The organism is Paenibacillus gyeongsangnamensis, from assembly GCF_027533625.1.
Classification (GTDB): domain Bacteria; phylum Bacillota; class Bacilli; order Paenibacillales; family NBRC-103111; genus Paenibacillus_G; species Paenibacillus_G gyeongsangnamensis.
The window spans coordinates 83,158-107,540 of the sequence record NZ_JAQAGZ010000006.1 but is presented as its reverse complement, the minus strand read 5'-3'; the positions used below and the strand labels follow the sequence as shown (position 1 = coordinate 107,540).

Sequence of the window (24,383 nt, the reverse complement as noted above, 5' to 3'; positions counted from 1 at the left end):
ACTTACTTGAATTTGCTTAGCTTGTCGCCGAAACGCTCGCCCAGCGTCAGGTTAAGCCCTTGGTTCTCTTCGTGAACAACGGACTCACGCTGTCTCGGCGCGCGCTCGCGTTCTTGTCTAGGCTCGCGGGCAGGCGCTTCTTCGGTTTCCTTGATGCTGAGGGAAATCCGCTTCTCATCCGGATTCATATCCAGAACCTTCACTTGCACCTCTTGGCCTTCCTTAAGCACCTCGAACGGTGTTGCGATATGGCGGTGCGAAATTTGGGAAATGTGCACCAAGCCTTCTACGCCTGGAGCCACTTCGACGAACGCGCCGAATTGAACCAACCGCTTCACCGTGCCGCTAACGATCGAACCGATTTGAATGCTGTTGCTGACTTGCTGCCAAGGTCCCGGCTGAGTCGCTTTGATGCTGAGGGAAATGCGCTCGTTCTCCGGGTCGACCTTCAGCACTTGCACCTTCACTTGGTCGCCTTCCTTCACCACTTCGGAAGGAGTCTCCACATGATGCCAAGCCATTTCGGAAATATGAACAAGACCGTCCACACCGCCGATGTCAACGAAGGCGCCGAACTGGGTCAGGCGCTGTACCGTACCGGTCAGCTCTTGACCTACGGACAAGCCTCTCAGCGTTTCTTTCTTCTTCGATTCGAATTCCTCATCAAGCACGTCTTTTTGGGAAAGAATCACTTTGTTCTTCTCGCGGTCCATTTCCTTCACGCGGAGACGGAGCGTGCGGCCTTTGTAATCGCTGAAATCTTCAACGAAATTGCGTTCTACCATGGACGCGGGCACGAATCCGCGCAGACCGACATCAACGACCAAACCGCCTTTTACGACTTCGGCGACTTTTGCTTCAAGAACCGTTCTGTTCTCCATATCGGCGCTGAGCTTATTCCATGCCTTCTCGCCTTCGATGGCGCGCTTGGACAGAACGAGCTTCTCTTTGTTGTCATCGATCGTAATGACTTTCAGCTCCAGCTCTTGACCGACTTCCACGCTCTCGGACGCATTGTCAATCGAGACGGAAGATAGCTCCTTCACCGGAATCACGCCGTCATACTTGTAGCCTACGTCCACGATCGCTTGGTCGGCATCGACTTTAATGACTTTGCCGGTGACGATATCGCCTTTTTTCAGAATGTTGACATTCGCCATGGACTCCTCTTGGGATACTTCCTTGGCTTCGGTTTGCAAGTCTTTGATTTCTTCTGACATCTTCATGCCCTCCTTAACGACTACCAACAAAATGTATTTGGGTTAAACCATTGCTTCATACTTATGATTTACTTAGTATTCCACCATTTCTCATTTCGATTCGTGTCTTTTCGCCATCTCGCGGATCACGGACATGATCTTGTCGGTGGCTTGCTCCAAGCCTTCGGAGCCGGCGCCTTCGAATTCGCTTAAGTCAAGCGGCGGTCCGTAAATTACTTTCACTTGACGGAAGAGCGAATAGCCTCCCACGATCGCTGCGGGAATGACCATTGCTCCCGACTTCAAAGCCAAGCTGGCAGCGCCCTTCTTGCCCATGCCGCCTGCGTTGCTGCGCGATCCTTCGGGAAATATCCCAAGGATGTTGCCATCCTGCAGCAGCTGAAGGGACAACCGAATCGACTCCTTGCTGACGCCTCCCCGCTTCACAGGGAAAGCTCCGATCTTCGGAAGCACGGCTCCGAGCACCGGTACGTCGAACAATTCCGCCTTAGCCATGTAATTGACCTTGCGCCGGAGCGGGCTCCCCAGAATCGGAGGATCCAGATTGCTCGTATGATTGGCGCACAGGACCACAGCACCTTTGTCCGGGATGTTCTCAAGTCCCTCCGCTTTCAGGCGGAACAGGAAAGCGAACAGGAACCGGAACAACTGGCGAAAGCTAACATACAGCATTTCAGGTCCCTCCACCGACGTGCGACTTGCAAAGCTCGAGAATACGTTCGACCACTTCGGGAACGGTCAGCTCCGTCGTGTCAAGCAATACCGCATCGGGAGCTTGCATCAATGGGGCGGCTTCCCGCTGCTCATCCATACGGTCCCGTTCGGCAATATCTCGCTCTAAACGCTCTAGCGTAATCTCTGGCTGCGAATCGCGGATCTCCTTATAGCGGCGTTCCGCTCGGATCTGCACGCTGGCGGTAAGAAAAATCTTGACTTCGGCATCCGGCAGCACATGCGTGCCGATGTCGCGTCCATCCATAACGACGCCTCTGGAAGCGGCCATTTCCTTCTGTTTCACCGTCAGAATGCGCCGGATATCGGCGATGGATGCTACTCTTGATACATTACCCGTTATATCGGCGGTTCGAATCACTCCCGTGACGTCTTCTCCGTCGACATATACCATCTGACCGTTCTCTCCGGGCACTAAACGGATGTTCATCCGTTCGGTAAGTGCGATCATTTCGGATGTTTGCTCCGGCGACAGGCCCGCTGAATTGATTTTCCAGGTTACAGCCCGATACATTGCCCCCGTATCCACATACACGAAATCAAGCGCACCGGCTACAAGCCGGGCAATGGTGCTCTTCCCTGCTCCCGCCGGGCCATCGATGGCGATGTTGAACTTTTCCAAGGTGCGGCCTCCTAACACAGATGAAGCGGACAAGCTCGATCGAAAAAAAAACAGGCCGAAGCCTTCGTACACAGAAAATTATACCATAGGATGCTCCGGGATTGCAAAATGAGCTGAAGGTCTAACGATCCTTCTGGTAGGCAGAGCCGGCTGAACGGTAAGGTTTGCCCTCCAGTTGCTCGACCTTGACCAGCAAATAACGAAGGTGCGGGCTTTGCAGAAGAAGCTGGGACAGAACAAGCGCCGCCAGCGCGCCTAGCACAAGCACGGCCAATATTTTCTCCACTCGGCCGGAGAACGTGATGAACATGTCCTCGTATCCGTCCGCCGATTCTTTTTCATGATGATGATCTTCCATCCGCGCCGCCTCCTGCCGCCTTTTGGAAAGCAGTTTTCCCTTAGTGCGCGCGGTTTATTCCTGGTCCTCCGCCTATCTCTTCCGGAAATCGAGCTGACGCTCGAAGCAGAAGCGGATGATCTTTTGGCGGTCGCGGTCGGTAATTTCCGAGAACCGCAGCATCACCTGCTGCTTAGAATTCTCCATCGGCTTCACCCGAACAATCTCGCTTTTGAAAGGAACATGCTCGATCTGATTGTTCTTGTAGGGCACGAGCAGCCAGCAGCTTACCGTATACCCGGAGGAAACCGGAATGTAGCTGTCGCAGACCAAAGAAATTCCCCCGCCTCCGACGTCGTCCGTTAAGGAGACGAATTTCAGCTGCTCGGAGAATTTGACCGCAATCTCCAGCTCCGCGGGAACGCGCAGGAAATTGCGCCGTTGGACTTTGGTTATCGCATCGGGCTCCGGCTTCTTAATGAGAACGAGCCGGATCACATCGTCCGTAAAACCGAGTACGGAGGTGTTGAAGTAGTTCTTCACGCCCCCCTCCGTTATGAAATAAGCCGACAATTCGTCGCCGGGATAGAGCCGTTTCAGCTTGCCCGACTTCTCGTTGATCGGCACCTCCATGCTGATGTACGTATCCGTAATGTCGGCGATGCGGGACTTGCATTCCTGCTTCGCCTCTTCTTCATCGATCGAATTGATTTGTATATGCAGCACTTGGTTCACTTTTGGCAGCAACTTCTGCACCCCCAGGTCGATTCCTTGCAGTTCATGAGCCGGAAGCGGAACTTCGAGCCTATCCATTATTATAGCACGTGAGGTAAATATGGAAAGAATAAAAGTATAAAATGTCGTAAACCGGAAACAGCGGGGGAAAGTTGAAGCAGAAGCGGCAACGCAAAGAAGCAGCCTTCTCTACCCGAGAAAGCCGCTTCCGCTTCAGAGCCGTTATGCTTGTGTTTGGGCCTGTTCGGCCGTCAAATGGTCAATCTTTTCATGGGAGCCGCTCTCGGTATTAATGAATATGCGGTATTGTCCTCCGTTGACCCGGCCCGTGAATTGATAGCATTGCACCTCTTCATCGATGTCGTTGCGAATGAGAGCCTTGCTCACGCCGTCCACCTGGAAGTTCGGGCTCAGCGTCTTCCTCGCCTCGTCCGCCGTCAGCTTGGGCGCCTTCAGCTGCCGCTCCTTCTTATTAAAGACATAATCGGTGGCTTCAAGTCCGGTAATTTCCCCGTTGTCCAGGGCTACCTTCACCGCCACCTTCTCCAAATAATTGGTGACGTCATTCTTGTGGGAGGCAAAGGTCAGGCTGGCGACATTGTTATACTCATCGTAGCTGACGGCCGTCATATCCTTATAATTATGTTCATCCAGGAACTGGGCTGCCTTATCCCGAGCGGTACGAGCGTCAAGCGACTTCTGCGGCACATCCCTTGCTGCAGAGAACCATAGCAGCTGGCCGCCCTTCTTGGAGTAGTCCATATGGATGCCGTCATGGGAATCCGGCTTCGGTACGGAAGCGCTGAACGACTGATATTCCGTCCCGCCGCCGTTTTCTATGACCTGGACTGCGGAGCCGTCCTGCAGCCCAAGGAATTGCGCCGCCTTCTGCTTCACTTCGTCCGCAGATACGATATTGCCGCCCAGCATGTTTACATCGCGTTTTTGGTGTACGCTCATCACAGCCGGACTCCAGTTGATCTCGGGATACTCCCCGACCTTCTTATCCACTGTCGTGAAGCCGTCGATGATGACGTTGTCGGCATGCTCCTTTTGCGAAGCGATGGCCAGCTCGACATCCATCCAGCGCAGGTTATTCTGGATGACCTTCGATTGGACGCCGCGCAGCTCCTTCGACATATCGGCGGAGTGCTCGTACAGTGTGTTAAGCGTCTTGAGCTCGTTTTCGTCGAGCGGCTGCTTGCTCAAGTCCCTTACGGCGGCCCGGTAGGAAAAGCTGGAGATGTTCGCCAGAAGCTCCTGTGTCTTGTTAAAGGGCAGCAGCGTGAGCGGGAGCTGACCGATCTCGTTCTGGGCTTGACTGGTGATCCGCCAAACGTTGATCAAACCCTTCTTGTACACATCCTGGGAAGTCGAGTTGACCGCCAGCGTGTTGCCCAGCTCCGTATGCAGCTTGTCCATATGAAAGGACAGATCATGGAACGCCCGCTGGTATTGGTTTTCCGCCTTAATGAGAATAGAGTTTTTCTCTTGATGCTCCAAATACCCCCATACGCCGGTACCGATCAGCGCCAGCACAAGGATTGGAAACATGACCATACTTAGTCTTTTGTACATGTTCGTAAATCTCCCTTCATCCGCCAAACTTGGGCTTAGTTTGCGCTTGAAGGGCGTACGTTTATTCAGCCTTTGACAGCCGCCTTTATTTTTTAGAGACGGTTTTCATGTCCCAAAAAAAACCGGTCCCTCCGGACCGGTCCTGTCAAAAATCATGCGTCTCGATATCGAATTCGGACTCATTATTGCAAATGCACTGTTTGAAGCCGGTATCGATCCGGCCTCTCTCTCGGCGCCCTTTCAGCACGAATTTCTCACCGCAGGCTTTGCAGCGGATCGTGACCTTGACGCGGGGGCTGATTGCATTCATCGTTTCCCTCCGATTCATTCATGGATTATATCTTCCATTATGAACCATCCGGTCAAATTTTAACCCGTTCCTCGCGTCTTGCCATACGGAGAGGCGATCTTGCGTTAGCCAGTTGAACCTTCCATAAGCTCCGCAGCCATAGAAACGTCATCAGCGGCACCATAAACCATATCCAATACGCCTTGGTGATCAGCAGCGTATAATCGAACACCCCGTGCCAGAAGATCGGCAGCAGTAAGGATAGCGCCAAATGCTTGTGAACCTTTCCCTGCGAGAACTTGGCCCGACCCAGGTGATAGCCCATCATGACGCCGAACATCGCGTGGGCCGATACGGGAAGCAGCGCACGCATCACCAGCTCGTAGAATGTCGGACCGTTCAGGAACGCGTAGAATACGTTCTCCAGCGTCGCAAATCCCAGCGCAGCCGCAACGGAATAAACAATGCCGTCATACGGTTCATCGAACGAGGTATGCTTGAAGATAAGGAAGTAGATCAGAAACCATTTGAAAAATTCCTCTACACCCGACGAAATAAGGAACGTGAAGACGAACGGACTGTCGCCGAGCCCATGGCCCAATGCCCTTTGAAGCACCATGACCGGGAACACGAGCAGCAGCCCGAAAAGGAACATCTTGATGACCAGGGAAATCGGTTCGGGATCGTAACGATCCTTTAAATAAAAATAAGACAACAGAGCGACACCAGGCGCAACCGCCGCCATCAGCACAGGTAAGACGCTCAAGGTGTCCCCCTCCCTTCAAGCTTTCCGCAGGAAAGCTGTATAAATCAAACCCAGCCGCGGAAGCGGGCGGCCTCCGCCATCTTGCGGACACCGACCATATACGCGGCGAGCCGCATATCGACGTTTCTCGTCATATGAACATTATAGACATTCTCGAAGCCTTTTTCCATCATTTCTTGGAGGCGCGCATGCACCTCGGCCTCGGTCCAATAGTAGCCTTGATTGTTTTGGACCCATTCGAAGTACGAAACGACGACCCCGCCCGCGCTCGCCAGCACGTCGGGAACGAGCAGCACGCCGCGTTCCGTAAGAATGCGAGTCGCTTCCAGCGTCGTCGGCCCGTTCGCCGCTTCCACAATGATCGGCGCTCTAATCCGTGCGGCATTCTCCTCGGTGATTTGATTCTCGATGGCGGCCGGTACGAGAATATCGCACTCCTGCTCCAGCAGCTCCTTGTTCGTCATCGTATCCTTGAACAGCTTGGTTACCGTCCCGAAGGAATCGCGCCGGTCCAACAAATCGTCGATATCCAGGCCCTCGGGCCGGTACAAGCCGCCGTACACGTCCGAAATGCCGATCACCTTCGCGCCGGCATCGTGCATGAACTTCGCCAAATAACTGCCCGCGTTCCCGAACCCTTGAATTACGACACGTGCGCCCTGGAGCGGAATATTCCGCTTCTTCAGCGCTTGGTCGATCATGATGGTAACCCCTTTGGCCGTCGCCGTCTCCCGTCCATGGGACCCTCCGAGCACGATCGGCTTGCCGGTGATGAAGCCCGGGGAATCGAACTCGCGGATACGGCTGTATTCATCCATCATCCAGGCCATAATTTGCGAATTGGTCATCACGTCCGGAGCAGGGATATCCTTAGAGGGGCCGACTAGCTGGCTGATGGCGCGGACATAACCACGGCTGAGCCGCTCAAGCTCACGGAACGACATTTGGCGGGGATCGCAAATAATGCCGCCCTTGCCGCCTCCGTAAGGAAGGTCGACAATGCCGCATTTCAAGCTCATCCAGATGGACAGCGCCTTCACTTCATCCTCATTCACGTCCGGGTGAAAGCGGACCCCGCCCTTGGTGGGTCCGACCGCATCATTATGCTGTGCCCGGTAGCCTGTGAACACCTTGACGGTATCGTCATCCATCCGAATCGGAATACGAACCGTAAGCACGCGCATCGGTTCTTTAAGCAGGTCGACCATTGCCGCGGAATAGCCCAGCTTGGTGAGCGCCTGCTCAATGATGTATTGCGTGGACAAGAGCACGTTCAAATTTTCAGACACCCGGAATCACCCTTTGCTTATCATGTTGGACCAGGATAAACGGCTACGCCGTCCTTGTCATACAAGGACCAGCGTGTTTATCAAGGTTGATGTGAAGCTATAAGCCTTCGAAAACTTATAAATTCTTGTCAACTATGAAAAACTCCTAACGGAGTCCATCAAGCAGCCTGATCGTTGGCAGCGGAAGCTTTTGTTGATAAACTCCTCAGTCATACGGCCCCATTCAGCCGCTTACGTCGCTTGGGTACAAGCTTATGGAGACTCGCAGAACTTGGCCTGCTGATGAAAAAGCCGCATCGGAATCGTCGCAAGCGAGCCGTTGCGGTGCTTCAGCAATTGCAAATCGGCGCTCTGCCCTTCCTCACCGTACGCTGTGCCGGAAGGCTTGAGAAGCATAATGACGTCAGCCGACGCCTCGACCCCTTCGGGGAGTCCTTCCTGCTCGAGATCCGAAGGGATGGCGGCCACGACCGTCCCGCCCCATTCCTTGCACCACTGCTTGAAGGAGTATGCCAGCAGCGTCAGACGCTCCTGAATCGTTGCGGAACCCGAGGAGGCCAGTCCTGTCAACGGAATGCGTGACAGATGATCGATGAAGACGATCGGCATCCTGCCGGCAACGGCGGCGATCCGCCCGATGGACCGAATGACCTCAGCCTGCGGCATATCCATCGAACATTCCACCGTCCACAGCATCTTGCTGATTTGTTCGTATTGCTTATTGGCTTCTTGGATCCGATCCGGCTCCACCTTGCCGCTGAGCACCCGCTGCGGCTCGATTCCGATGATCCGGGCCACGCTCCGCGCCCACAGCTCGAAGCCGGTCATGTCCCAGGACAAATAGACGACCGGCGTTTGGTGCAGCGCGATGTGGTCAGCCATCTGCTTCATGAGCATCGTTTTGCCGGATGAGGCTGCGCCGGCAATCAAATAAAGGCCGCTTCGGAAACCGCCGAACAGCGCGTCGTCCAGCAGGGTAAAGCCGGTCGGAATGCCTGTCCCCATTCCCCGGTGCCTCTTCATGTATTCTTCGGTATAGACCGTAATGTTCTTGACGTCCGGAGCGACCGGGATATGCAGATTCTCGGCCATCGTATGGTTGAGAACGCTGATGAACGCATCCATCGGATCCTGAACGCGAACGAAGAAATCGTTCACATCCCGGAACGACTCCGGCAAACCGACGATAAAGGTTTCCTTCGCCACTGACTGCAGCATTGTTTGTATTCTTACACTTTCGCGCCGACCTAATTCATCGTTGCCAAGGCAGATAAAAACCCGCTTCTCCCTCAGCCGCTCCGCATGGGTTTCCCTGAAGCTGAGCCAGGAAGGGACGCAGACGGCCGGAATCCTAGCCTGAGCCAAGCTGAGCACATCAAACAGACCGCCGCATAGGACGACATCCTCGGTAACCGATAAAATCTCCTCATTGAACATCAGCTCTTCCACACCTAGCAGCGCCTTGTACTTCGGCTCCCGGTGGTCGATCGCTCTTCCGATCAGCTCTACGGCCACGCCATCCCCGTTCGTAACGGGGATAATGATGTGGTTCTCGAAGAAATCGCCCAGCTTCCCCGAATTCACATAAAAGCCGATTTTCCCCGGGTCGAAACCAAGCCGGAACGCCTCGGCCGTCTCCGGCTGAATCCCCCGCTTCCGCAAATAAAAAAACGCTTCCTCCCGAAGCTGTTTCTGATAATGCGCTATCCATTCCTCTAAATCCAAAGACGATTTGGCGGTCCTCATCGATATCCCCTGCATCTTCGTCCCCCCCGCAAAAAAAGCATTCCGCAAAAACAACAATGTTTTTGTGAATGCTTTGTTTTTCTTTGATCAACTTCCTACTGCTGTTTCTTTAAAATTTGGAGCAGAGCACTTTCACCGCATCCGACTCGATCACGGTTTTCCCGTATTCCTCCAGCACCGCCTGGGTTACCGAAGTGGCTTCGCCGAATTCGGACAGGACGGCAACAACCGCCTGCAGTCGGCTTTCCTCCATCTCGACGGCTTCGAGCAGAAGAATCCATTTGCCTTTGTATGAATACAGGGTGCCTCCCTCGATCAAGAGCGGATTGACGACCTTCGCCATGCGGAGCAAATCCTCAAAATCATGAAAAGCGTAAGTGATCTGGTCCGTCTCGTCCATCGTCACTTCCAGCTCGTATACTTCCTCCATCTCGTCTTCCAAGGCGTCGTCGGAATGACCCAGGTTCATCTTGCCGCGGGTTACGATGACGATCATGCCTTGGGCCGGAGAGGCCAACACTTCAACAGCCAGCGGGCCTGTCGCGTCAAAGCCAAGTTCCATGTAGGCTTGGTCCATCATTTCGCTGAACAGCTCATGCACCTTGGGGATTTCTCTCCACATGTCATCCTTATGGATGCCGCGCTCCGTTAAGTCATCGAATGTGAGGAAAATCCGTATCTTGTCTTGACTTAAACGCTCCATTTTCATACTGGATTCCTCCCTTGCCGACTGTAATAACAGCTTATGAAGTAGTGTAATCAAAGGTGAGCCATTAAACGAACACCCATCCTTGCAGTGAACGGGTAATTCAAGGCTTGTATTCAATTATACGTCTATTATATCACAAACGTAAAAGAAAAGAACGGTTATAACCCTAATTTTACCCCGGCAACGGAAAAAAGGCACAGACCGCGCTCGCACCGCTTGGGCGAAGGTCTGTGCCTTGCTCGTTAAGACAAACGGAAGCGCGTCCAAAGAGGAAGCAGCTCCCTTATTGGAGATGGGCGCTTTGGCGGTCTTCGCCGCCGGCGGATACGATTTCGTCCACCTGCGCCCTGAGCTTCGGGTCGTCGTTCACCATCGATTTCACCTGGTCCAGCCCGCCTGAATCATGCTCGTGGGATTGGACGCCGGCGGACATTTCGCATGGGCTTGCGTCTGTGCGTCCGGAATTGGAGAAACGATCGACCGTCATCTTCGCTTTGTTCATCATGCTTCCGAACTGATTGCCGTTCGTCATGGCCGCCCACAACTGCAGCTTCGACCGGTTGGTAATATAAACGGCCGCTGCCGCTCCGACCAAACCGCCCAGCAAGAATGTGCCCAGTCTCATGCGTATCCCTCCGTTGTTTAGATTCCGAACCTAGTTTCCGCTACCGCTGAACGGGGCATGCATGATAAAATAAGGAAAATTCGGTTTCTTCATCTCACACAAGAACAGGAGATCTTACATCATGTTATTGAACCGCCAGCCTTGGATCCTCTTTGCCGCCGCCGTTCTGCTTGCTTCCTGCTCAGCCAAACCCGCTTCTCCGCCTTCCAGTGCCCAGGTCCCAAGCAGCGCGCCTTCCGGTACCTCAAGCAAGACACAGCCGGCCGCTTCGGGAGCGGACGCGACACTTCCGGCAGGGGCCGCGGTTAAACCGTCCGATTCTGCGCAGCCCGAGACTCCCAAGACGAATCCGCCGCAAGCTGCCGAAGCTGAGACGCCGAAGGAAGTCCGGAAGCTGTACGCCATGAACCCCAAAACGTACGATATATTGCCCATCGATCCGGCGGAAACCGATAAAAAAGCCGTGCTGCTTACGTTCGACGACGGCCCCAAGGACCTCGAGATGAATCAAGGCTTGCTCGATACGCTTAACAAGCATAAGGCGAAAGCCATATTTTTCATGAACGGTTACCGCATTAAGCAAAAGCCCGAGCTGGTGAAGCTTGTTGCATCCCGCGGAATGGCTATCGGGAACCATTCCTGGGACCATGACGATCTCAGTAAGATGAGCAAGGACAAGATTGACAAGCAAATCGGAGACGTGCAAGCGATTGTGAAGGAATTGACGGGGAAGGCTCCCGAATTTTTCCGACCCCCGTTCGGCTCGGGGAATGCGGACGTCAGATCGAAGGTGAAAGAGGAGAACATGCTGTACATGACCTGGTCCAACGGCTCAAAGGACTGGGAGATGACGGTGAAGAACAATCACCCGGAGCAGGTTGTCAGCAATGTCCTGGAGCAGCTCCGGCCGGGAAGCAACATCCTGATGCATGAGCTTCCATGGACCGTTCAAGCGCTCGACGAGCTGCTTACGAAGCTGGAGGAGAAGGGATACCGGTTCATCGATCCGGCATCCATTGAGATTAAACCTTAACGAGCTTCCAGCCCCAAAGGAGAAGACCTGAAACAAGGAGTATAAAAATCCACAGCAGCGACCGATAAAAGAAACGTACCCATCTTTCCCGTTCTGTCGGATGTACCGTTTTCCGGGGAGGAAGGTAATGTTCGTCGGGCTCGGCGCTCGGCGCCGGGCCTCCTTCCGTTTGCGGGGTCTTGCGCTGCTCCGATGTAAATCGTGCGTCCATTTAATCCTCTCTCCTGTAGCGAAGAATACAGCCCATCGTGAAATCTATAACAAAGTGGGCGACAATGGGTGTCCAGAGCGTGCCGGTATGCACGTAGATCCACCCGAGCCCATAGCTGATGCAGAAGACGAGGCCTGTCATCAGCCAGTGCTGCAAATACCGGACATGAATCGCCGCGAACAGGATGCTTGTCCAGTATGGTCCCCAGTAAGACTGGATCGCGCCCCGGAAGAGCAGCTCCTCGCACACGGCTACGAGCAGGGACAATACGGCGATATGCCAGAGCGGCCGATTGCCGAACAGCATTTGGTTGATGCCGCCGTCATCGGTAACTTCCGGAGGCACCCAGCGGCCGACCGTGAAATCGACGATCAGCACGAGGACCGCAAACCCGACACCCCACAGGAGAACCGTACCGTAGCCGGGATGGAATGAAAACATGTCCTTCAGATTTGGTCTTCGGAACAGTAGTATGACCGACGCCACCGTCAGGACGAGCAGCTGGGTGACATACAGATTGATCAGCAAGTAACGCTCGTCGAGCTCTTCCGGGTTCAGCTGGCGAAGCCGGAAACGCTTGAAATTAAATTTTTTCATGTTTCTTCCTTTTTTCGACATTTTCACCTATACTATCAGCAAAGAAAACGAAATTTGAGGTGCTTTAGTCATGGAAAAGCGTCTGACCCGAACGGACTATTTGTTCTCCATCCTGTTTATTTTTATGCTTGTTCTGGCATTGGCGGCTTTCTTCTACGGCCTGCGGGTCGGGCAAGAACGCTCTGCACTCAAGTATGAAGAGCAGATCGCCAAGCAGAACGAAGCGGCCAAAGGCTATACCGCATATGACCAACAGTACTTGGTGTCCTTCTATCATACCATTTATCAGCCTTACAGGGAATTTCATAAGAAATGGTTCGAGAAAATGGACGAGCTGTCGAACGGCCGCTCAGCCGACGCCTCATTGATTACGAAGGAGCTGGCCAAACAGGCGGAGGAAACGTATACGGCGCTCTCCTCCAAATCCATGCCGGACTCTTCTCCCCTCCTCCAGGAATCACTGAAAGACTATATAAAGAGCCTGAAGCTGTTCGGTGAAGCGCTCCGGGGCTTCGCTTCGAAGGCGAACGCCCAGCCCGGACCGGCTTACGTGTCGATGCTGGACGGAGACGCATACCTGGGAGAAGCCAAAAGCTTTGCCCTAAAGGCTGATAAGGAATATTACGATGCCATTATCAAATGGAATCAATCGATCAATCCGCAGCTGCAGCAGCCGGATATGAGCAAACCGCTTCCATTGAAGGACTGGAGCCAGCTCAGCCTCAATATGAAGAACGATTACAGTGCGCAGCTGATGCTTTCGGGCAAGCTGTTCAAAGCGTTCACCCCTCAGGATTTGACAAGCCGGATCGATGATATGATCGCAAGCGGCCAAACGAAGAAGCTGAACCTGGCGGATGTCCGTCAAGTGGTCGACGTCCTGCTCGCGACAGATGCGGTCCGGCCCGGCGACTTCATGCGCTTCAAGAATCGCTGGTACGCAAGCGAAACGCTTCCGCAGCTGCCTTTCTTCACGAATTAAGACGAGCGCAACCCCAGGATAAACGGCTACGCCGTCCTTGTCATACAAGGACCAGCGCGTTTACCAAGGTTGATGCGAAGCTATAAGCCCACGAAAACTTATAAATTCTTATCAACGAACGAAAACAAGCCTTGTTCCTATCCGGGAACAAGGCTTATTTTTTACGCAGAAGTATCCTATGCCGCTTCGCTTTGTCAATCATACTGGAATCCCCTGTAATAGGCGAGTGCCGCCATCCCGCCCTCCACATTGATCACTTCGTCAAAGCCGTGATGCTTCAAATAAGCGCAAACGTTCGCACTCCTCACGCCATGAGCGCAAACCACATAGATCGGACGCTCGCGGGGGAGCTCGTCCAGCCGGCCGGGGATCGAGTTCATCGGGAGCAGCTCGAGCTCCTCCAGGTGATAATAATCCCATTCCATCGGTTCCCGCACATCAATCAGCTTCGCCTCTTTCAACGAACCGTCCTGCAGCTTATCCAGAAACTGACGCGGTTCGATCGATTCGAAATCGTCCAACCTTATCCCTCCTCTTGGGCCGGGCGCCTTCCGGTACACCGGGCCCGGTACCATTGAAGAATAGCGAAAAATTTAAAAAAGTTCAAGCTCGGCAGCCATTGCATTCCCTTTGGAATTTTCGATACAATAAAGATGAGGCTAGGCCAATGTAACGCAGCTATGCAGCAAAGCATCAGCCCGCGAAAGGTTCACAAAATTTTCGTAATTGGAATTGCGTTCGACACCTATTGACAAGGCTGATTTTTGCATGGTACGCTAATGAAAAATTTCACTTGCAACACATGACGATGACGGAGCCAAGCGTAAAGAACCGTTCAGAGAGCCGGTGGTTGGTGCGAACCGGACGCCCATTCTTATGCAGAGCACTCCTGAGTTGCTGCACTGAACCTATCAGTAGGTGCGGCCGGCCGGAAACCGTTACCTTTCCAGGGTCACATGTGACCCCTGAGGCTGTTCGCGCGAGCGGACGGTGAAATAGGGTGGTACCACGAGAGCACAACTCCTCGTCCCTTGTATACGCTAGTCGTGTCGGGATGGGGAGTTTTTTGCATTCCCGCATCCGGCGGCAATAAAACTATGGAGGTTGAAACGATGTTTAAAGTACTGGTCATGGACGGCATCAGCGATATGGGGATTCAGCTGCTGTACGATGCACCCGATGTTGAAGTGGACAAGAAGAACGGCTTGTCAGAGGATGAGCTCATTGCGATCATCGCCGAATATGACGCACTCCTCGTGCGGAGCGCCACGAAGGTGACCGAGCGCATTATGGCCGCAGCGCCGAAGCTGAAGGTCGTCGGTCGGGCCGGCGTCGGCGTGGACAACATCAACCTGGAGGCGGCAACGAACCGCGGAATCGTCGTCATCAATGCGCCGGACGGCAACACGATCGCGACGTGCGAGTTGACCTTCGCGATGATGATGTCCATCGCCCGTTCGATTCCTCAGGCTTATAAGAAAACCGTCGGCGGCGAATGGGACCGCAAGACGTTCGTCGGCGTCGAGCTGCGCAGCAAGGTGCTCGGGATTCTCGGCATGGGCCGGATCGGCGGAGAGGTCGCCAAGCGGGCCAAGGCGTTCGGCATGGAAGTCATGGGCTACGACCCGTTCCTGACTGAAGAGCGCGCGGAGCAAATGGGCGTCAAGCTGAGCTCGGTCAATGATATTTGCGCTAAAGCCGATTTCATTACGGTGCATACGCCGCTGACGAACGAAACGCGTCACATGATTTCCCGTCCGCAGTTCGAGATTATGAAGAAAGGCGTTCGCATCATCAACTGCGCCCGGGGCGGCATCATTGACGAGAGAGCTCTCGTGGAAGCCATCGATACCGGGATCGTCGCCGGCGCAGCCTTCGACGTATTCGAGCAGGAGCCGCCGCAAGCGGATCATCCGTTCCTGAACAATCCGAAGATCATCGTAACGCCGCATCTCGGCGCATCCACCGTAGAAGCCCAGGAGAACGTCGCGATCGACGTATCGGAGGAAGTGCTTCATATCCTTCGTAACGAACCGTTCAAGAACGCGGTGAACATGCCGCCGGTCCCTGCCAACGTTCTGAACGCGCTGCAGCCTTACTTCAACCTCGGCGAGAAGCTGGGCGCATTCCTAGGGCAATCGATCGAAGGCGCCGTGAGCGAAATCGTCGTCAGCTTCTCCGGCGATTTGGCCGACGTAGACACAACGCCGCTGACCCGTTATATCGTCAAAGGCATTCTGGCGAATCAACTCGAAGGCGTCAACATCGTCAATGCGATGCACCTGGCGAAGAGCCGCAACGTGAACGTAGTTACCCAGAAGTCGGCCTCTTCCAAGACGTTTACCAACCTGGTCTCCCTTACGCTCAAGACCAAGAACGAACAGCGCTTGGTGGCCGGTACGCTGCTCGCCGGCTATGGCGAGCGCATCGTGCAAATCGATCAATATCCGGTCGATATCGCCCCAAGCGGCAACCTGCTCTTGATTTCGCACAACGACAAGCCGGGTATCATCGGTAAAGTCGGTACGCTTCTTGGCAATAACGACGTGAACATCGCCACGATGCAGGTAGGGCGTAAAGTGGTCGGCGGTCAAGCGATCATGGTGCTCACAACCGACAAGCCGGCTTCCAAGGAAGTGCTGCAGCAGTTGGAGCAGCTGCCGGAACTGACGCAGGTGCGCGAGCTTTCCCTGTAAACCCGCCGATGTTTCACGAACAACAAGATAAATAGGCAAGCTTCAACAAAATACGAAAGCCTCCGACGAAATCGGAGGCTTTTTGCTCGTTGATTTACGCTAAACGACGGGGCAGCGTGATGGAAAATGTCGTGCCCTGTCCCGGCTGGCTTCGCGCCGTTACCGTTCCCTGATGGGCTTCAACGAGGTTTTTCACGATGGACAGGCCAAGACCCGTCCCTCCCGACACCCCTCTTGTACGAGCCTTGTCGGCCTTGTAGAAGCGTTCGAAAATATAAGGCAAATCGTCCGCCGGAATGCCGTAGCCCTGATCGGTGATTTCAATCAGTACCGAATCGGCGCCCTCCTTCGTCCGCTGCCCGGTAGCCCGGATCTCGATCTGAGCCTGCGGCGGCGTATGCCGGATCGCATTGTCCAGCAGGTTCGTCATCACTTGCTCCAGCCGGTCCTCATCCGCCTGCTCCAGCACGAGCTCCCCTTCCGGCAGGCTGCAGATTACGGCCACCTCGCGCTCCTTGGACAATGCCGCGAATTTGCGCTGGATGCGCCGGAGGAACGCAGCGACGTCCAGCTCCCGGAAATGCAGCTCGAGATTTCCTGTCTCCATCTTCGCCAGATCAAGCAAATCCTTCACGAGCCGCCCCATTCGCAGAGATTCGTCGTGAATGACCTGAGCCATCTCCTGGCGCTCCTCCGGCGAACCGGCGATGTCGTCCAGAAGCGCCTCGCTGTACCCCTGAAGCATGGACAGCGGCGTGCGCAGCTCATGCGAGACGTTCGCCACGAAGTCTTTGCGGAGCTTGTCAAGCCGGTGCTCCTCCGTGACATCCCTCATTACGGCGACGACTCCGCGGACAGCGTCATGGGAATAGAGCGGCGCCATGACGACCGACCATACCTCGCTCTGGACATGGAGCTTGGCCGTCAATTCCTTGGATTCGGAAATTACCGTTTCGAACAGCGGACGCATAGGTCCTGGGATCGTCTGCGAGCCCGAAGCCGGAGACAGATGATGATGGAATCCTTCGGGTCCCCCCTCCGGCCATTCGATGGCGTTCCAATCGCGAATGATTTTGTCTCCCTGCGGGTTGGTCAGAATGACGCGGCCGTCCGCATCGAAGGTCATGACCGCATCGGCCATAGACCGGAGCACGCTGCCAAGCTGTTCCTTCTCTTGATGAAGCGCCTTGATCGTATCGGACAGCTGCTCTCCCATGTGGTTGAACGTCTTCCCCAGCTCCCCGATCTCATCCGATGAAATAATCGGCACGCGGGTGCCGTATTCGCCTTCGGAGATTAGATCGGCTGCTTTTTTCAGCTGCTGCAGCGGCTGTGTAATCTTCGTGAGCAGGAAGAACGCGAAGAAGGTCGTCATCAGAAATCCGCATACGCCGACCACGACGAACAGCTTCTTCACATAAGCCTGCGTTTCCTCCGAGGATTGCGTCAGCTGATACATGATCAATGCCCCGGCGATGCGGTTCTGCGTTTCATTCATGAATGGAACCGCCACGGCGGAATATTGGCTGTTCAGCGAGGAATTCGAATTCATGCTGCGGTTGCGGTTGTCGATCGTCTCCCCCGCGAACACTTTCTGCAGTGCGGCATCGGAGAAAAAATCGCTGTAACGGTATACTTTGTCCTTCGTCTGCCCGACCGGCGTATCCATCGGCTTCAAGTCCGTCGTTACCATAATGACGCTGGCATCCTGCGCGCTGAGCAGCTCATTGACGACCTGAAGGTAGCGGCCTTCATCCTTGTGAAGCGATATTTCACCGGCTACCTTGGCGGCTAGCTTGGCCAGGTTGTCGGTTTGGTCCTGCGACTTGGGGAAGGACGTCTCGATGTACTGGAACAAAAAGAGGCTGAGCGTCAGCAGGACGACGACAACCAGCCCGATAATAGTGATCCATAGTTTTCCGACAATGCTCTTAAGTATAAACACGTTACTTCGGCACCTCTAGCTTATAGCCTACGCCCCATACGGTCGTGATCATGGAAGCCGCCTCCGGCGATACCTTGTTCAGCTTCTCGCGCAGCCGCTTTACATGGGTGTCTACCGTGCGCAAATCTCCGAAGAACTCGTAGTTCCATACATCCTTCAGCAGATCCTCCCTCGAGAATACCTTATCCGGGGAAACCGCCAAATAGTGAAGCAGCTCATATTCCTTCGGCGTCAGCGCGACCTCTTGTCCGCCGGCGGTTACCCTGTGAGCATCGTGCTCGATGATCAAATTCGGGAATACGATGTTGTTGCTGGAATTGACTTCCTTGGACAAATATGCCGTTACCGAGGAGCGGCGAAGGATCGCCTTTACCCTGTAGATGACCTCGCGGGGGCTGAACGGCTTAACGACGTAATCGTCCGCTCCGGATTCGAAGCCCTGTACGCGGTTCGTCTCTTCGCCCTTGGCCGTCAGCATAATGACCGGCGTCGATTTCACCTGGCGCAGCCGGGCGCATACTTCATTGCCGTCGATTCCCGGCAGCATGACGTCCAGCAGGATCAGATCGTAATCGGTCTCCACCGCCATGCGAAGCGCCGTCTCGCCGTCCTCCGCCTCCTCGATCAGGTAGTTCTCCTTCTCCAAATACATGCGGAGCAGGCGGCGAATCCGCTCTTCATCGTCAACGACTAATATTTTCATCTTGATTTCCGACATGGATACGTCCCTCTTTCCTTATAGATTGGGTCTTGCATGATAAGTTAGACACCTGAGTAAGAGTGCAAGCCTGCAATGACGAGATTAACGCCAATTAGTGTGAACATGACCACCAGGAAGCCGATAACGGAAAGCCAGGACGACCGTTTGCCCTGCCAGCCGCGGGAAAAGCGAAGGTGCAGGTAGGCGGCGTAGAACAGCCACACGATCAATGCCCATACTTCCTTGGGATCCCAGCCCCAGAAGCGTCCCCAAGCCTCCGCCGCCCAGATCATGGCGAAGATCAGAGCCCCAAGGGTAAAGATCGGATAGCCGATCGCGATCGCCCGGTAGCTGATCTCATCGATATCCTCCGGATCGATGCCTTTCATGAGAGGCTGCAGCACGGCGCCGAGCGGCTTCCGCGCAATCAGGCGAAGCAAGCCGTACAGAACCGCTCCGCATATTACGGTCCAGATAACGGTATTGAATTTACGTCCAGCGTTGGAGCCCTTCATCCAGGACGGGGCCTCGAACGGAGCTTCCGTCATCCCGAGGAACGGCTGCATGTTTACCTGGACGCTGTTGTAAGGCTTCACCAGAGGCGGGAGCACGTAATCGACCGTTTGCTTCACGGTGGATTCTACATTGTTCTTGTCCGTTACGGTCACGTCATTGGCGTACTGCGCATGGTAGCCGGCCGCATTGAAGCCGAAGATGGCTGCTACGAAAGCAACGATCATCACCAGCGTGAACAGCGTAAATTCCACGCCGCGCTGCTCCCGCCGGTCGCCCTTCTCCTTAGAGCCGAATTTTACGTTCTGCAGCAGGTACATCAGTCCCGCCGCAAAGCCGACTGCGAAGAAGGCTTCTCCGAGGGAGGCGGTCGTCACGTGAATTTTGAGCCAGTAGCTCTGCAGCGCCGGAATGAGCGGCTGCACGTCGTGTGGGAATACGGAGGCGTACGCGATCATGATGATCGCCACCGGGAGGGCGAATATTCCCAGTACCGGCGCGCGGTAAATCAGAAATACGATAATAAAGGCCAGCACGATCATCATGCCCAGCATGGTCATGAACTCGTACATGTTGCTGTTCGGGATGTGCCCGGCTTCCGCCCACCGCGTGAAGAAGTAAGTGGCCTGCGAAGCGAAGCCGAGAATCGTCAGGGCAAAGCCGGCATTCCCCCACTTCTTCACATAGGCTTCCGGATTGTCCACCTGAAGCGATTTTTTTCCGGTAATGCCGATGACGAAGACCAGCAGGGAAACGCAATAGATACAGAATGCAATTAACAAGAAAGTACTGCTCACGAGCCGACCGCCCCTTTTTCCAACGTTTTGGGATCGACGTCAATCCCGTTCTGATGCAAGATCTGAGCCACTTCCTTGCGCATGCCGAACCAATTCTTATTCGTATGCGCGCCGAGCGTCAGCCGGCCTTGATCGATACGCACCCAAATGCGCCGATGATGCCAATAGAAGCCCATGATCAGACCGATCATGGAAATGGCCGCCCCAAACCAAACGTAAGGCATGGCGCGATCCACCCGGATGTTCAAATAGCTGACGTATTCCGAGAATTTCACGTCGTCCATCGACTGTACGGACAGCTCCAGCTTCCCCGCGAGAGCCCCGTTGATGTCATCCTGCCGGAAGTTCACCTTATCCACCTGGCGCGGGAAGTACAAATACGGCTCTCCGCCCGGCTTCAGTCCCGGTCCGGTAACGGAAAAGACGAATGCAGGCGTTTTCGGGTCGTTCGACTTCGTAATCGGCGAGCCCTTCTCATCCAAGGCGAACTCGGGAAAGTATGCTTTGAGCTTCAGGCTGTAAGGTCCTGCCTTGTATTCGTCCGCAGGCTTGTTCATGGAGAGCTCGAAGCTGCCGTACACCTCGCCCGTTTGCTTGTCTTTCAGCGAGGGTTTAACGGAGATCAGCATCGGCTCCGGCTTAAAGTCGAATTGATAAGCCATGAAGCCCTTGTACTGAAGCGGCTCATTGACGATGATCTTCTGCTTGTGGACCTCTTCCAGCACCGGTTCCTTGGACGGGTCGTTGCAGTCTGATTTGCAAGTATACAGCACGGCATCGGTTTCATAAATCTTCGGCACATCCTGCCCTTTCGAGCGGAAGCTCTCGGACATCTCTTCGGGCTTGTAAAACTCGATGGTAAATTTCTCGTTCTTTAGATAATACGACGTATCCGGAATCTTGACGATCCGGCCCTCGGGGAAAGCCACGTGCTGGTCCATATGCCAGCCCGGTATGCTTCTCATAAGTACGGCGGCAAGAAAAATGATAAGTCCGATATGGTTGATATAGGGGCCCCACCGGCTAAAACGGTATTTCTCCGCGAGGAGCGCCGTGCCGTCCGCATGCACTTTATAATTTTTTTTCTTCAGCGTTCCGGCAGCCTTCGAGACCCACTCCAGCGAAGCCTGCTCGCCGGCTTCACCGCCTGCCGCCTCGGCAATCGAGCCGCTGTAGGTCACCTTCTGCCGCGTCAGGAAGCTGAGATGCTTGCGGATTTGCTGGTTGCTGAGCGCGCGGTAGAGCGGCAGCACCCGGTCCAGACTGCAGACCACGAGCGACGTGCCGATCATGAACAGCAAGGTGACGAACCACCAGGACTCGAAGGTATGGGAGAACCCGAGCTTGTAATAAATTTCACCTAGCGTGCCGTACGTATCCTTGTAATACGTCGACGGGTCCATATTGAGAAACGTGCTTTCCTGGGGATATATCGTTCCCAGAGCCGACCCGAGCAAGGTAATGATAATTAAATAAATGGCGATCTTGACGGATGAAAAAAAGTTCCAGACCTTGTCGATCAGGCCCGGATTCTCCCGCTGCGACCGCCGTGCCACACCGTCATACCGCATCTCCAGCGGCTCGCTGGCGTTCTCCTCCTCCGTAAGAGGCTTGCCGCAAGACTCGCAAAGCACAGTGCCAACATGATTCTGGTGGCCGCATTCGCATTTGGTGTTGTGAATCATTTGTCCTCCTCGTCGGCTGCAAAAGACCGTTCCCGTGGAATAGGAGATTGCCTCCGGCCGCTCTTGAAATCAAGTTTTATTACATTCAAACGGCCATAGGTTAAAACTTGATTTCAAAGGCGGCACGTAAACTCTGCGGCAATCCCTATTCCACTCTTTGTCTTTTGCAGCCTCCGCATCGTGATAGTAGTAAAGGCTTCGTCTGCCTTGAAAACGGTCAGACCAACATCAGAATAATAGGCCGGATGGAGCTCAGTTCAGGAGGGAGGCAATCGTTTTGTCGATGAACGCTTCCTGCATCTCGCCGATCTGGATGACGCCGATCTTGCCGTCCGGCTTCACGAAGAACGTCGTCGGATACTGCGAAACGCCGTACCGTTTGCGCATCTCCTCGTTCTTGTCGAAGAGGATGGTAAAGCCGACCTTGTATTGATCGATGAAATTTTGCACGGCGACCTTCGGCTCGTCCAGGTTCAAACCGAGAATCTCGACGTTCTTGCCCGCCCACTTGGCTCTTTGTCGCTCCAAAGCCGGCATTTCGTTGCGGCACGGCTCGCAGAACGTTCCCCAGAAGTTCACGACGACCACTTTGCCTTTATAGTCGGAGAGCTTATGCGTCTTGCCGTCGAGCCCGGCGAGAGTGAATTCCGGCGCGCCCGCGCCGACGGCCGGCTTTTTGTCGCTGGAGTACAGGTTGTTTGCGAGCGTCAGCCCGCCGACCACCAAGATGACGGCAAAAATGGCGATTTGGATCCACCTCTTATTTTTTCCCATCCTTATGCACCTTCAAACCATAAATTGTCTTGTCTTCCCTATCATTATAGCGAAATTTGGCGGAAGGAATTATTCGGGATTTTGAATTTTATGTGTCCGCTCTTTCCCTGCGGCAAGCGCGTGATCCTTCAGTTCCTTCACTTCCTGGGGCGTCAGATGACGATACTTCCCGCGCGCCACGCCCGCGAGCAGAATCGGGCCGAACTGCACCCGCTTGAGCTTCTGCACCGGATGATGGATCGCCTCGAACATGCGGCGCACCTGACGGTTTCTGCCCTCATAAATCGTAATCTTGATAATGCTCTCTTTCTTGTCCGGGTCGACGTCCTGATAATCCACCTCGGCCGGAGCGGTCATACCGTCCTCCAGCTCGATGCCGTTCTTCAGCTTGTCCAGCAGCGAACCGTGCGGAACGCCGTTCACGGTAGCCAGATACGTCCGCGGAACGTGATGCTTCGGATGCGTCAGCAGGTGAGCGAATTCCCCGTCATTGGTAAGCAGCAGCAACCCTTCCGTATCGTAATCCAAACGGCCGATCGGATAGATGCGTTCCTTAATATTTTTGAAAAATTCCGTAACCGTCTTCCGTCCTTCTGGATCGGATGCGCTCGTAATGACGCCCTTCGGCTTGTTGAACAGCACGTACACCTTCGCCTGGCGGCGGATCGGCTTGCCGTCCACCTTAATAAAATCCTGCCCCGGATCCACCTTTACCCCGAGGGTCGTCACCACCTCATCGTTGACTTCGACCCGCCCGGCGGTAATAAGCTCTTCGCACTTGCGTCTGGAGGCAACCCCCGCCTCAGCCAATACTTTCTGTAATCTTTCCATGTCTACGTTATTCACCTCAAAGCTAATGATACCTATCCTCGGGTGAAATCACAAGTTGAGACCATGGGAAAAAAGCCCCGGGACACGAAATCGAATGCGGGAAGATGTCGCCGGGTTCAAAAGAATACTTCTCGGAAAGCCCCAGCACCAGTTTATTGAGCAGGAACAGCTGCTCCTTCTCGCTCGCCGTAAGCTCGGAACGCTTGCCGGAGAAATCGCCTTCAAGGCAAATGTGAATATAGAGCGGATCCGTTTGCTCCGAGGAAGGAAGAATGATGCCGTTCTTCCCGATAAAGAAGTCGTAGCCCTTGCCGTTGATGGCGGAGCAGGCGGAATGATGAATGACAATGCCGTAAAACTGCACGCAGGTCACCTCTTTCAGGTTCGCTGGTACAGTATATGAGCGGAGAAATGAGTGGGTGCAAAGCGGGGAGTCAAGCGAAGACCAGGTAGCAAATAATAACGGAGGCAAAAAAACCGACCGCGTCGGAGATCAGTCCCACCTTCAGCGCATAGCCCGCTTTGCGGATGCCGATCGCGCCGAAATAGACCGTAAGGACGTACAAGGTCGTATCCGTGCTGCCTTGAATGGTCGAAGCGATTCGGCCGATCATCGAGTCGGGCCCGAACTGCGAGATCAGATCCGTCGTGAAAGCAAGCGAACCGGCGCCCGTAATCGGCCGAAGCAGCGCCAGCGGCAGCACCTCGCTCGGAATGCCGATCTTCAGGCAAATCGGCTTCAGCCATCCCATGAACAGATCCATCGCGCCGGACGCCCGGAAGACGCTGATCGCCACCATCATCCCGACCAGGTGGGGGATGATGCGGATCGCCGTATCGAAGCCGTCCTTGGCCCCGTCTACGAACGATTCGTAGACGGGCACCTTCCGATAAGCGGCATAAAGCGGAATAAAGACGATAATCACGGGGATGGCCCATGACGAGAGCAGATTCACGAATTCGATCACAGC

Annotated in this window: 26 protein-coding genes and 1 other annotated feature; of the genes, 3 read left to right on the top strand and 23 right to left on the bottom strand. The window is 54.4% G+C overall.

The window, feature by feature from the left end; genetic code table 11:
• Positions 1 to 2 precede the first annotated feature (2 nt).
• From rpsA to O9H85_RS10855, 12 genes are all read right to left on the bottom strand, one after another.
• Complete coding sequence (gene rpsA / locus O9H85_RS10910) at positions 3 to 1,220, bottom strand: 30S ribosomal protein S1 (RefSeq protein WP_269881377.1); 1,218 nt, start codon at positions 1,218 to 1,220, stop codon at positions 3 to 5.
• 90 nt (positions 1,221 to 1,310) lie between these two features.
• Positions 1,311 to 1,892, bottom strand: coding sequence for a lysophospholipid acyltransferase family protein (locus O9H85_RS10905; RefSeq protein ID WP_269881376.1), 582 nt, complete (start codon positions 1,890 to 1,892; stop codon positions 1,311 to 1,313).
• Position 1,893: 1 nt separating this feature from the next.
• A complete protein-coding gene (gene cmk / locus O9H85_RS10900) occupies positions 1,894 to 2,574 on the bottom strand; it encodes a (d)CMP kinase (RefSeq protein WP_269881375.1) in 681 nt (226 codons plus the stop codon).
• A gap of 121 nt (positions 2,575 to 2,695) precedes the next feature.
• A complete protein-coding gene (locus O9H85_RS10895; RefSeq protein WP_269881374.1) occupies positions 2,696 to 2,932 on the bottom strand; it encodes a hypothetical protein in 237 nt (78 codons plus the stop codon).
• Positions 2,933 to 3,004: 72 nt separating this feature from the next.
• Positions 3,005 to 3,658: a flagellar brake protein gene (locus O9H85_RS10890; RefSeq protein ID WP_269881595.1), complete on the bottom strand. Its 654-nt coding sequence runs from the start codon at positions 3,656 to 3,658 to the stop codon at positions 3,005 to 3,007.
• A 210-nt stretch (positions 3,659 to 3,868) separates the two neighbouring features.
• Positions 3,869 to 5,224, bottom strand: a complete 1,356-nt coding sequence (gene ypeB / locus O9H85_RS10885) for a germination protein YpeB (protein ID WP_269881373.1) — start codon at positions 5,222 to 5,224, stop codon at positions 3,869 to 3,871.
• A gap of 145 nt (positions 5,225 to 5,369) precedes the next feature.
• Positions 5,370 to 5,534, bottom strand: a complete 165-nt coding sequence (locus O9H85_RS10880) for a hypothetical protein (RefSeq protein WP_269881372.1) — start codon at positions 5,532 to 5,534, stop codon at positions 5,370 to 5,372.
• 52 nt (positions 5,535 to 5,586) lie between these two features.
• Positions 5,587 to 6,279 (bottom strand): glutamic-type intramembrane protease PrsW, encoded by a 693-nt coding sequence (gene prsW, locus O9H85_RS10875; RefSeq protein WP_269881371.1) that lies wholly within the window; start codon positions 6,277 to 6,279, stop codon positions 5,587 to 5,589.
• A gap of 44 nt (positions 6,280 to 6,323) precedes the next feature.
• The gene (locus tag O9H85_RS10870) at positions 6,324 to 7,568 is read right to left on the bottom strand and encodes a Glu/Leu/Phe/Val family dehydrogenase (protein WP_269881370.1); all 1,245 of its coding nucleotides are present in this window, start codon (positions 7,566 to 7,568) and stop codon (positions 6,324 to 6,326) included.
• A 252-nt stretch (positions 7,569 to 7,820) separates the two neighbouring features.
• Positions 7,821 to 9,329: a DnaB-like helicase C-terminal domain-containing protein gene (locus O9H85_RS10865; RefSeq protein ID WP_269881369.1), complete on the bottom strand. Its 1,509-nt coding sequence runs from the start codon at positions 9,327 to 9,329 to the stop codon at positions 7,821 to 7,823.
• 94 nt (positions 9,330 to 9,423) lie between these two features.
• Positions 9,424 to 10,023, bottom strand: coding sequence for a genetic competence negative regulator (locus tag O9H85_RS10860; protein WP_269881368.1), 600 nt, complete (start codon positions 10,021 to 10,023; stop codon positions 9,424 to 9,426).
• A 283-nt stretch (positions 10,024 to 10,306) separates the two neighbouring features.
• Positions 10,307 to 10,648 (bottom strand): hypothetical protein, encoded by a 342-nt coding sequence (locus O9H85_RS10855; protein WP_269881367.1) that lies wholly within the window; start codon positions 10,646 to 10,648, stop codon positions 10,307 to 10,309.
• Positions 10,649 to 10,769: 121 nt separating this feature from the next.
• On the opposite strand from O9H85_RS10855, the gene O9H85_RS10850 reads away from it, so the two are divergent.
• The gene (locus tag O9H85_RS10850; protein WP_269881366.1) at positions 10,770 to 11,681 is read left to right on the top strand and encodes a polysaccharide deacetylase family protein; all 912 of its coding nucleotides are present in this window, start codon (positions 10,770 to 10,772) and stop codon (positions 11,679 to 11,681) included.
• Here the strand turns inward: O9H85_RS10850 and O9H85_RS10845 are convergent.
• Together O9H85_RS10845 and O9H85_RS10840 are read right to left on the bottom strand one after the other, a co-directional pair.
• The gene (locus tag O9H85_RS10845) at positions 11,671 to 11,892 is read right to left on the bottom strand and encodes a hypothetical protein (RefSeq protein WP_269881365.1); all 222 of its coding nucleotides are present in this window, start codon (positions 11,890 to 11,892) and stop codon (positions 11,671 to 11,673) included. The two genes, O9H85_RS10850 and O9H85_RS10845, sit on opposite strands and share 11 nt — an antisense overlap.
• Positions 11,893 to 12,489: a CPBP family intramembrane glutamic endopeptidase gene (locus tag O9H85_RS10840; RefSeq protein ID WP_269881364.1), complete on the bottom strand. Its 597-nt coding sequence runs from the start codon at positions 12,487 to 12,489 to the stop codon at positions 11,893 to 11,895. It abuts the gene before it with no gap.
• Between the two features lie 70 nt (positions 12,490 to 12,559).
• Here O9H85_RS10840 and O9H85_RS10835 point away from each other — a divergent pair, with 70 nt between their 5' ends.
• Positions 12,560 to 13,471: a hypothetical protein gene (locus tag O9H85_RS10835; RefSeq protein WP_269881363.1), complete on the top strand. Its 912-nt coding sequence runs from the start codon at positions 12,560 to 12,562 to the stop codon at positions 13,469 to 13,471.
• A 194-nt stretch (positions 13,472 to 13,665) separates the two neighbouring features.
• Here O9H85_RS10835 and O9H85_RS10830 read toward each other — a convergent pair whose 3' ends face one another.
• Entirely contained in the window at positions 13,666 to 13,992 is a 327-nt protein-coding gene (locus O9H85_RS10830; RefSeq protein ID WP_269881362.1) for a rhodanese-like domain-containing protein, read from the bottom strand.
• Between the two features lie 278 nt (positions 13,993 to 14,270).
• Positions 14,271 to 14,506, top strand: a binding site (T-box leader).
• Positions 14,507 to 14,583: 77 nt separating this feature from the next.
• Between O9H85_RS10830 and serA the strand changes: the two genes are divergently transcribed.
• Positions 14,584 to 16,167, top strand: coding sequence for a phosphoglycerate dehydrogenase (gene serA / locus O9H85_RS10825; RefSeq protein WP_269881361.1), 1,584 nt, complete (start codon positions 14,584 to 14,586; stop codon positions 16,165 to 16,167).
• 94 nt (positions 16,168 to 16,261) lie between these two features.
• Here serA and O9H85_RS10820 read toward each other — a convergent pair whose 3' ends face one another.
• The 8 genes from O9H85_RS10820 to O9H85_RS10785 form a co-directional block, all read right to left on the bottom strand.
• A complete protein-coding gene (locus O9H85_RS10820) occupies positions 16,262 to 18,112 on the bottom strand; it encodes an ATP-binding protein (protein WP_269881360.1) in 1,851 nt (616 codons plus the stop codon).
• A gap of 1 nt (position 18,113) precedes the next feature.
• On the bottom strand, positions 18,114 to 18,830 hold the full coding sequence (locus O9H85_RS10815; RefSeq protein WP_269881359.1) for a response regulator transcription factor: 717 nt from the start codon (positions 18,828 to 18,830) through the stop codon (positions 18,114 to 18,116).
• 44 nt (positions 18,831 to 18,874) lie between these two features.
• Positions 18,875 to 20,122 (bottom strand): cytochrome c biogenesis protein CcsA, encoded by a 1,248-nt coding sequence (gene ccsA, locus O9H85_RS10810; protein ID WP_269881358.1) that lies wholly within the window; start codon positions 20,120 to 20,122, stop codon positions 18,875 to 18,877.
• The gene (gene resB / locus O9H85_RS10805; protein WP_269881357.1) at positions 20,119 to 21,807 is read right to left on the bottom strand and encodes a cytochrome c biogenesis protein ResB; all 1,689 of its coding nucleotides are present in this window, start codon (positions 21,805 to 21,807) and stop codon (positions 20,119 to 20,121) included. Before resB ends, ccsA begins: the two co-directional genes overlap by 4 nt.
• 252 nt (positions 21,808 to 22,059) lie before the next feature.
• Positions 22,060 to 22,581, bottom strand: coding sequence for a redoxin domain-containing protein (locus O9H85_RS10800; RefSeq protein WP_269881356.1), 522 nt, complete (start codon positions 22,579 to 22,581; stop codon positions 22,060 to 22,062).
• 69 nt (positions 22,582 to 22,650) lie between these two features.
• A complete protein-coding gene (locus O9H85_RS10795) occupies positions 22,651 to 23,412 on the bottom strand; it encodes a pseudouridine synthase (RefSeq protein ID WP_269881355.1) in 762 nt (253 codons plus the stop codon).
• A 22-nt stretch (positions 23,413 to 23,434) separates the two neighbouring features.
• Positions 23,435 to 23,776, bottom strand: a complete 342-nt coding sequence (locus tag O9H85_RS10790) for a peptidoglycan recognition protein family protein (protein WP_269881354.1) — start codon at positions 23,774 to 23,776, stop codon at positions 23,435 to 23,437.
• A gap of 70 nt (positions 23,777 to 23,846) precedes the next feature.
• A complete protein-coding gene (locus O9H85_RS10785) occupies positions 23,847 to 24,380 on the bottom strand; it encodes a spore maturation protein (protein ID WP_269881353.1) in 534 nt (177 codons plus the stop codon).
• Positions 24,381 to 24,383 lie beyond the last annotated feature (3 nt).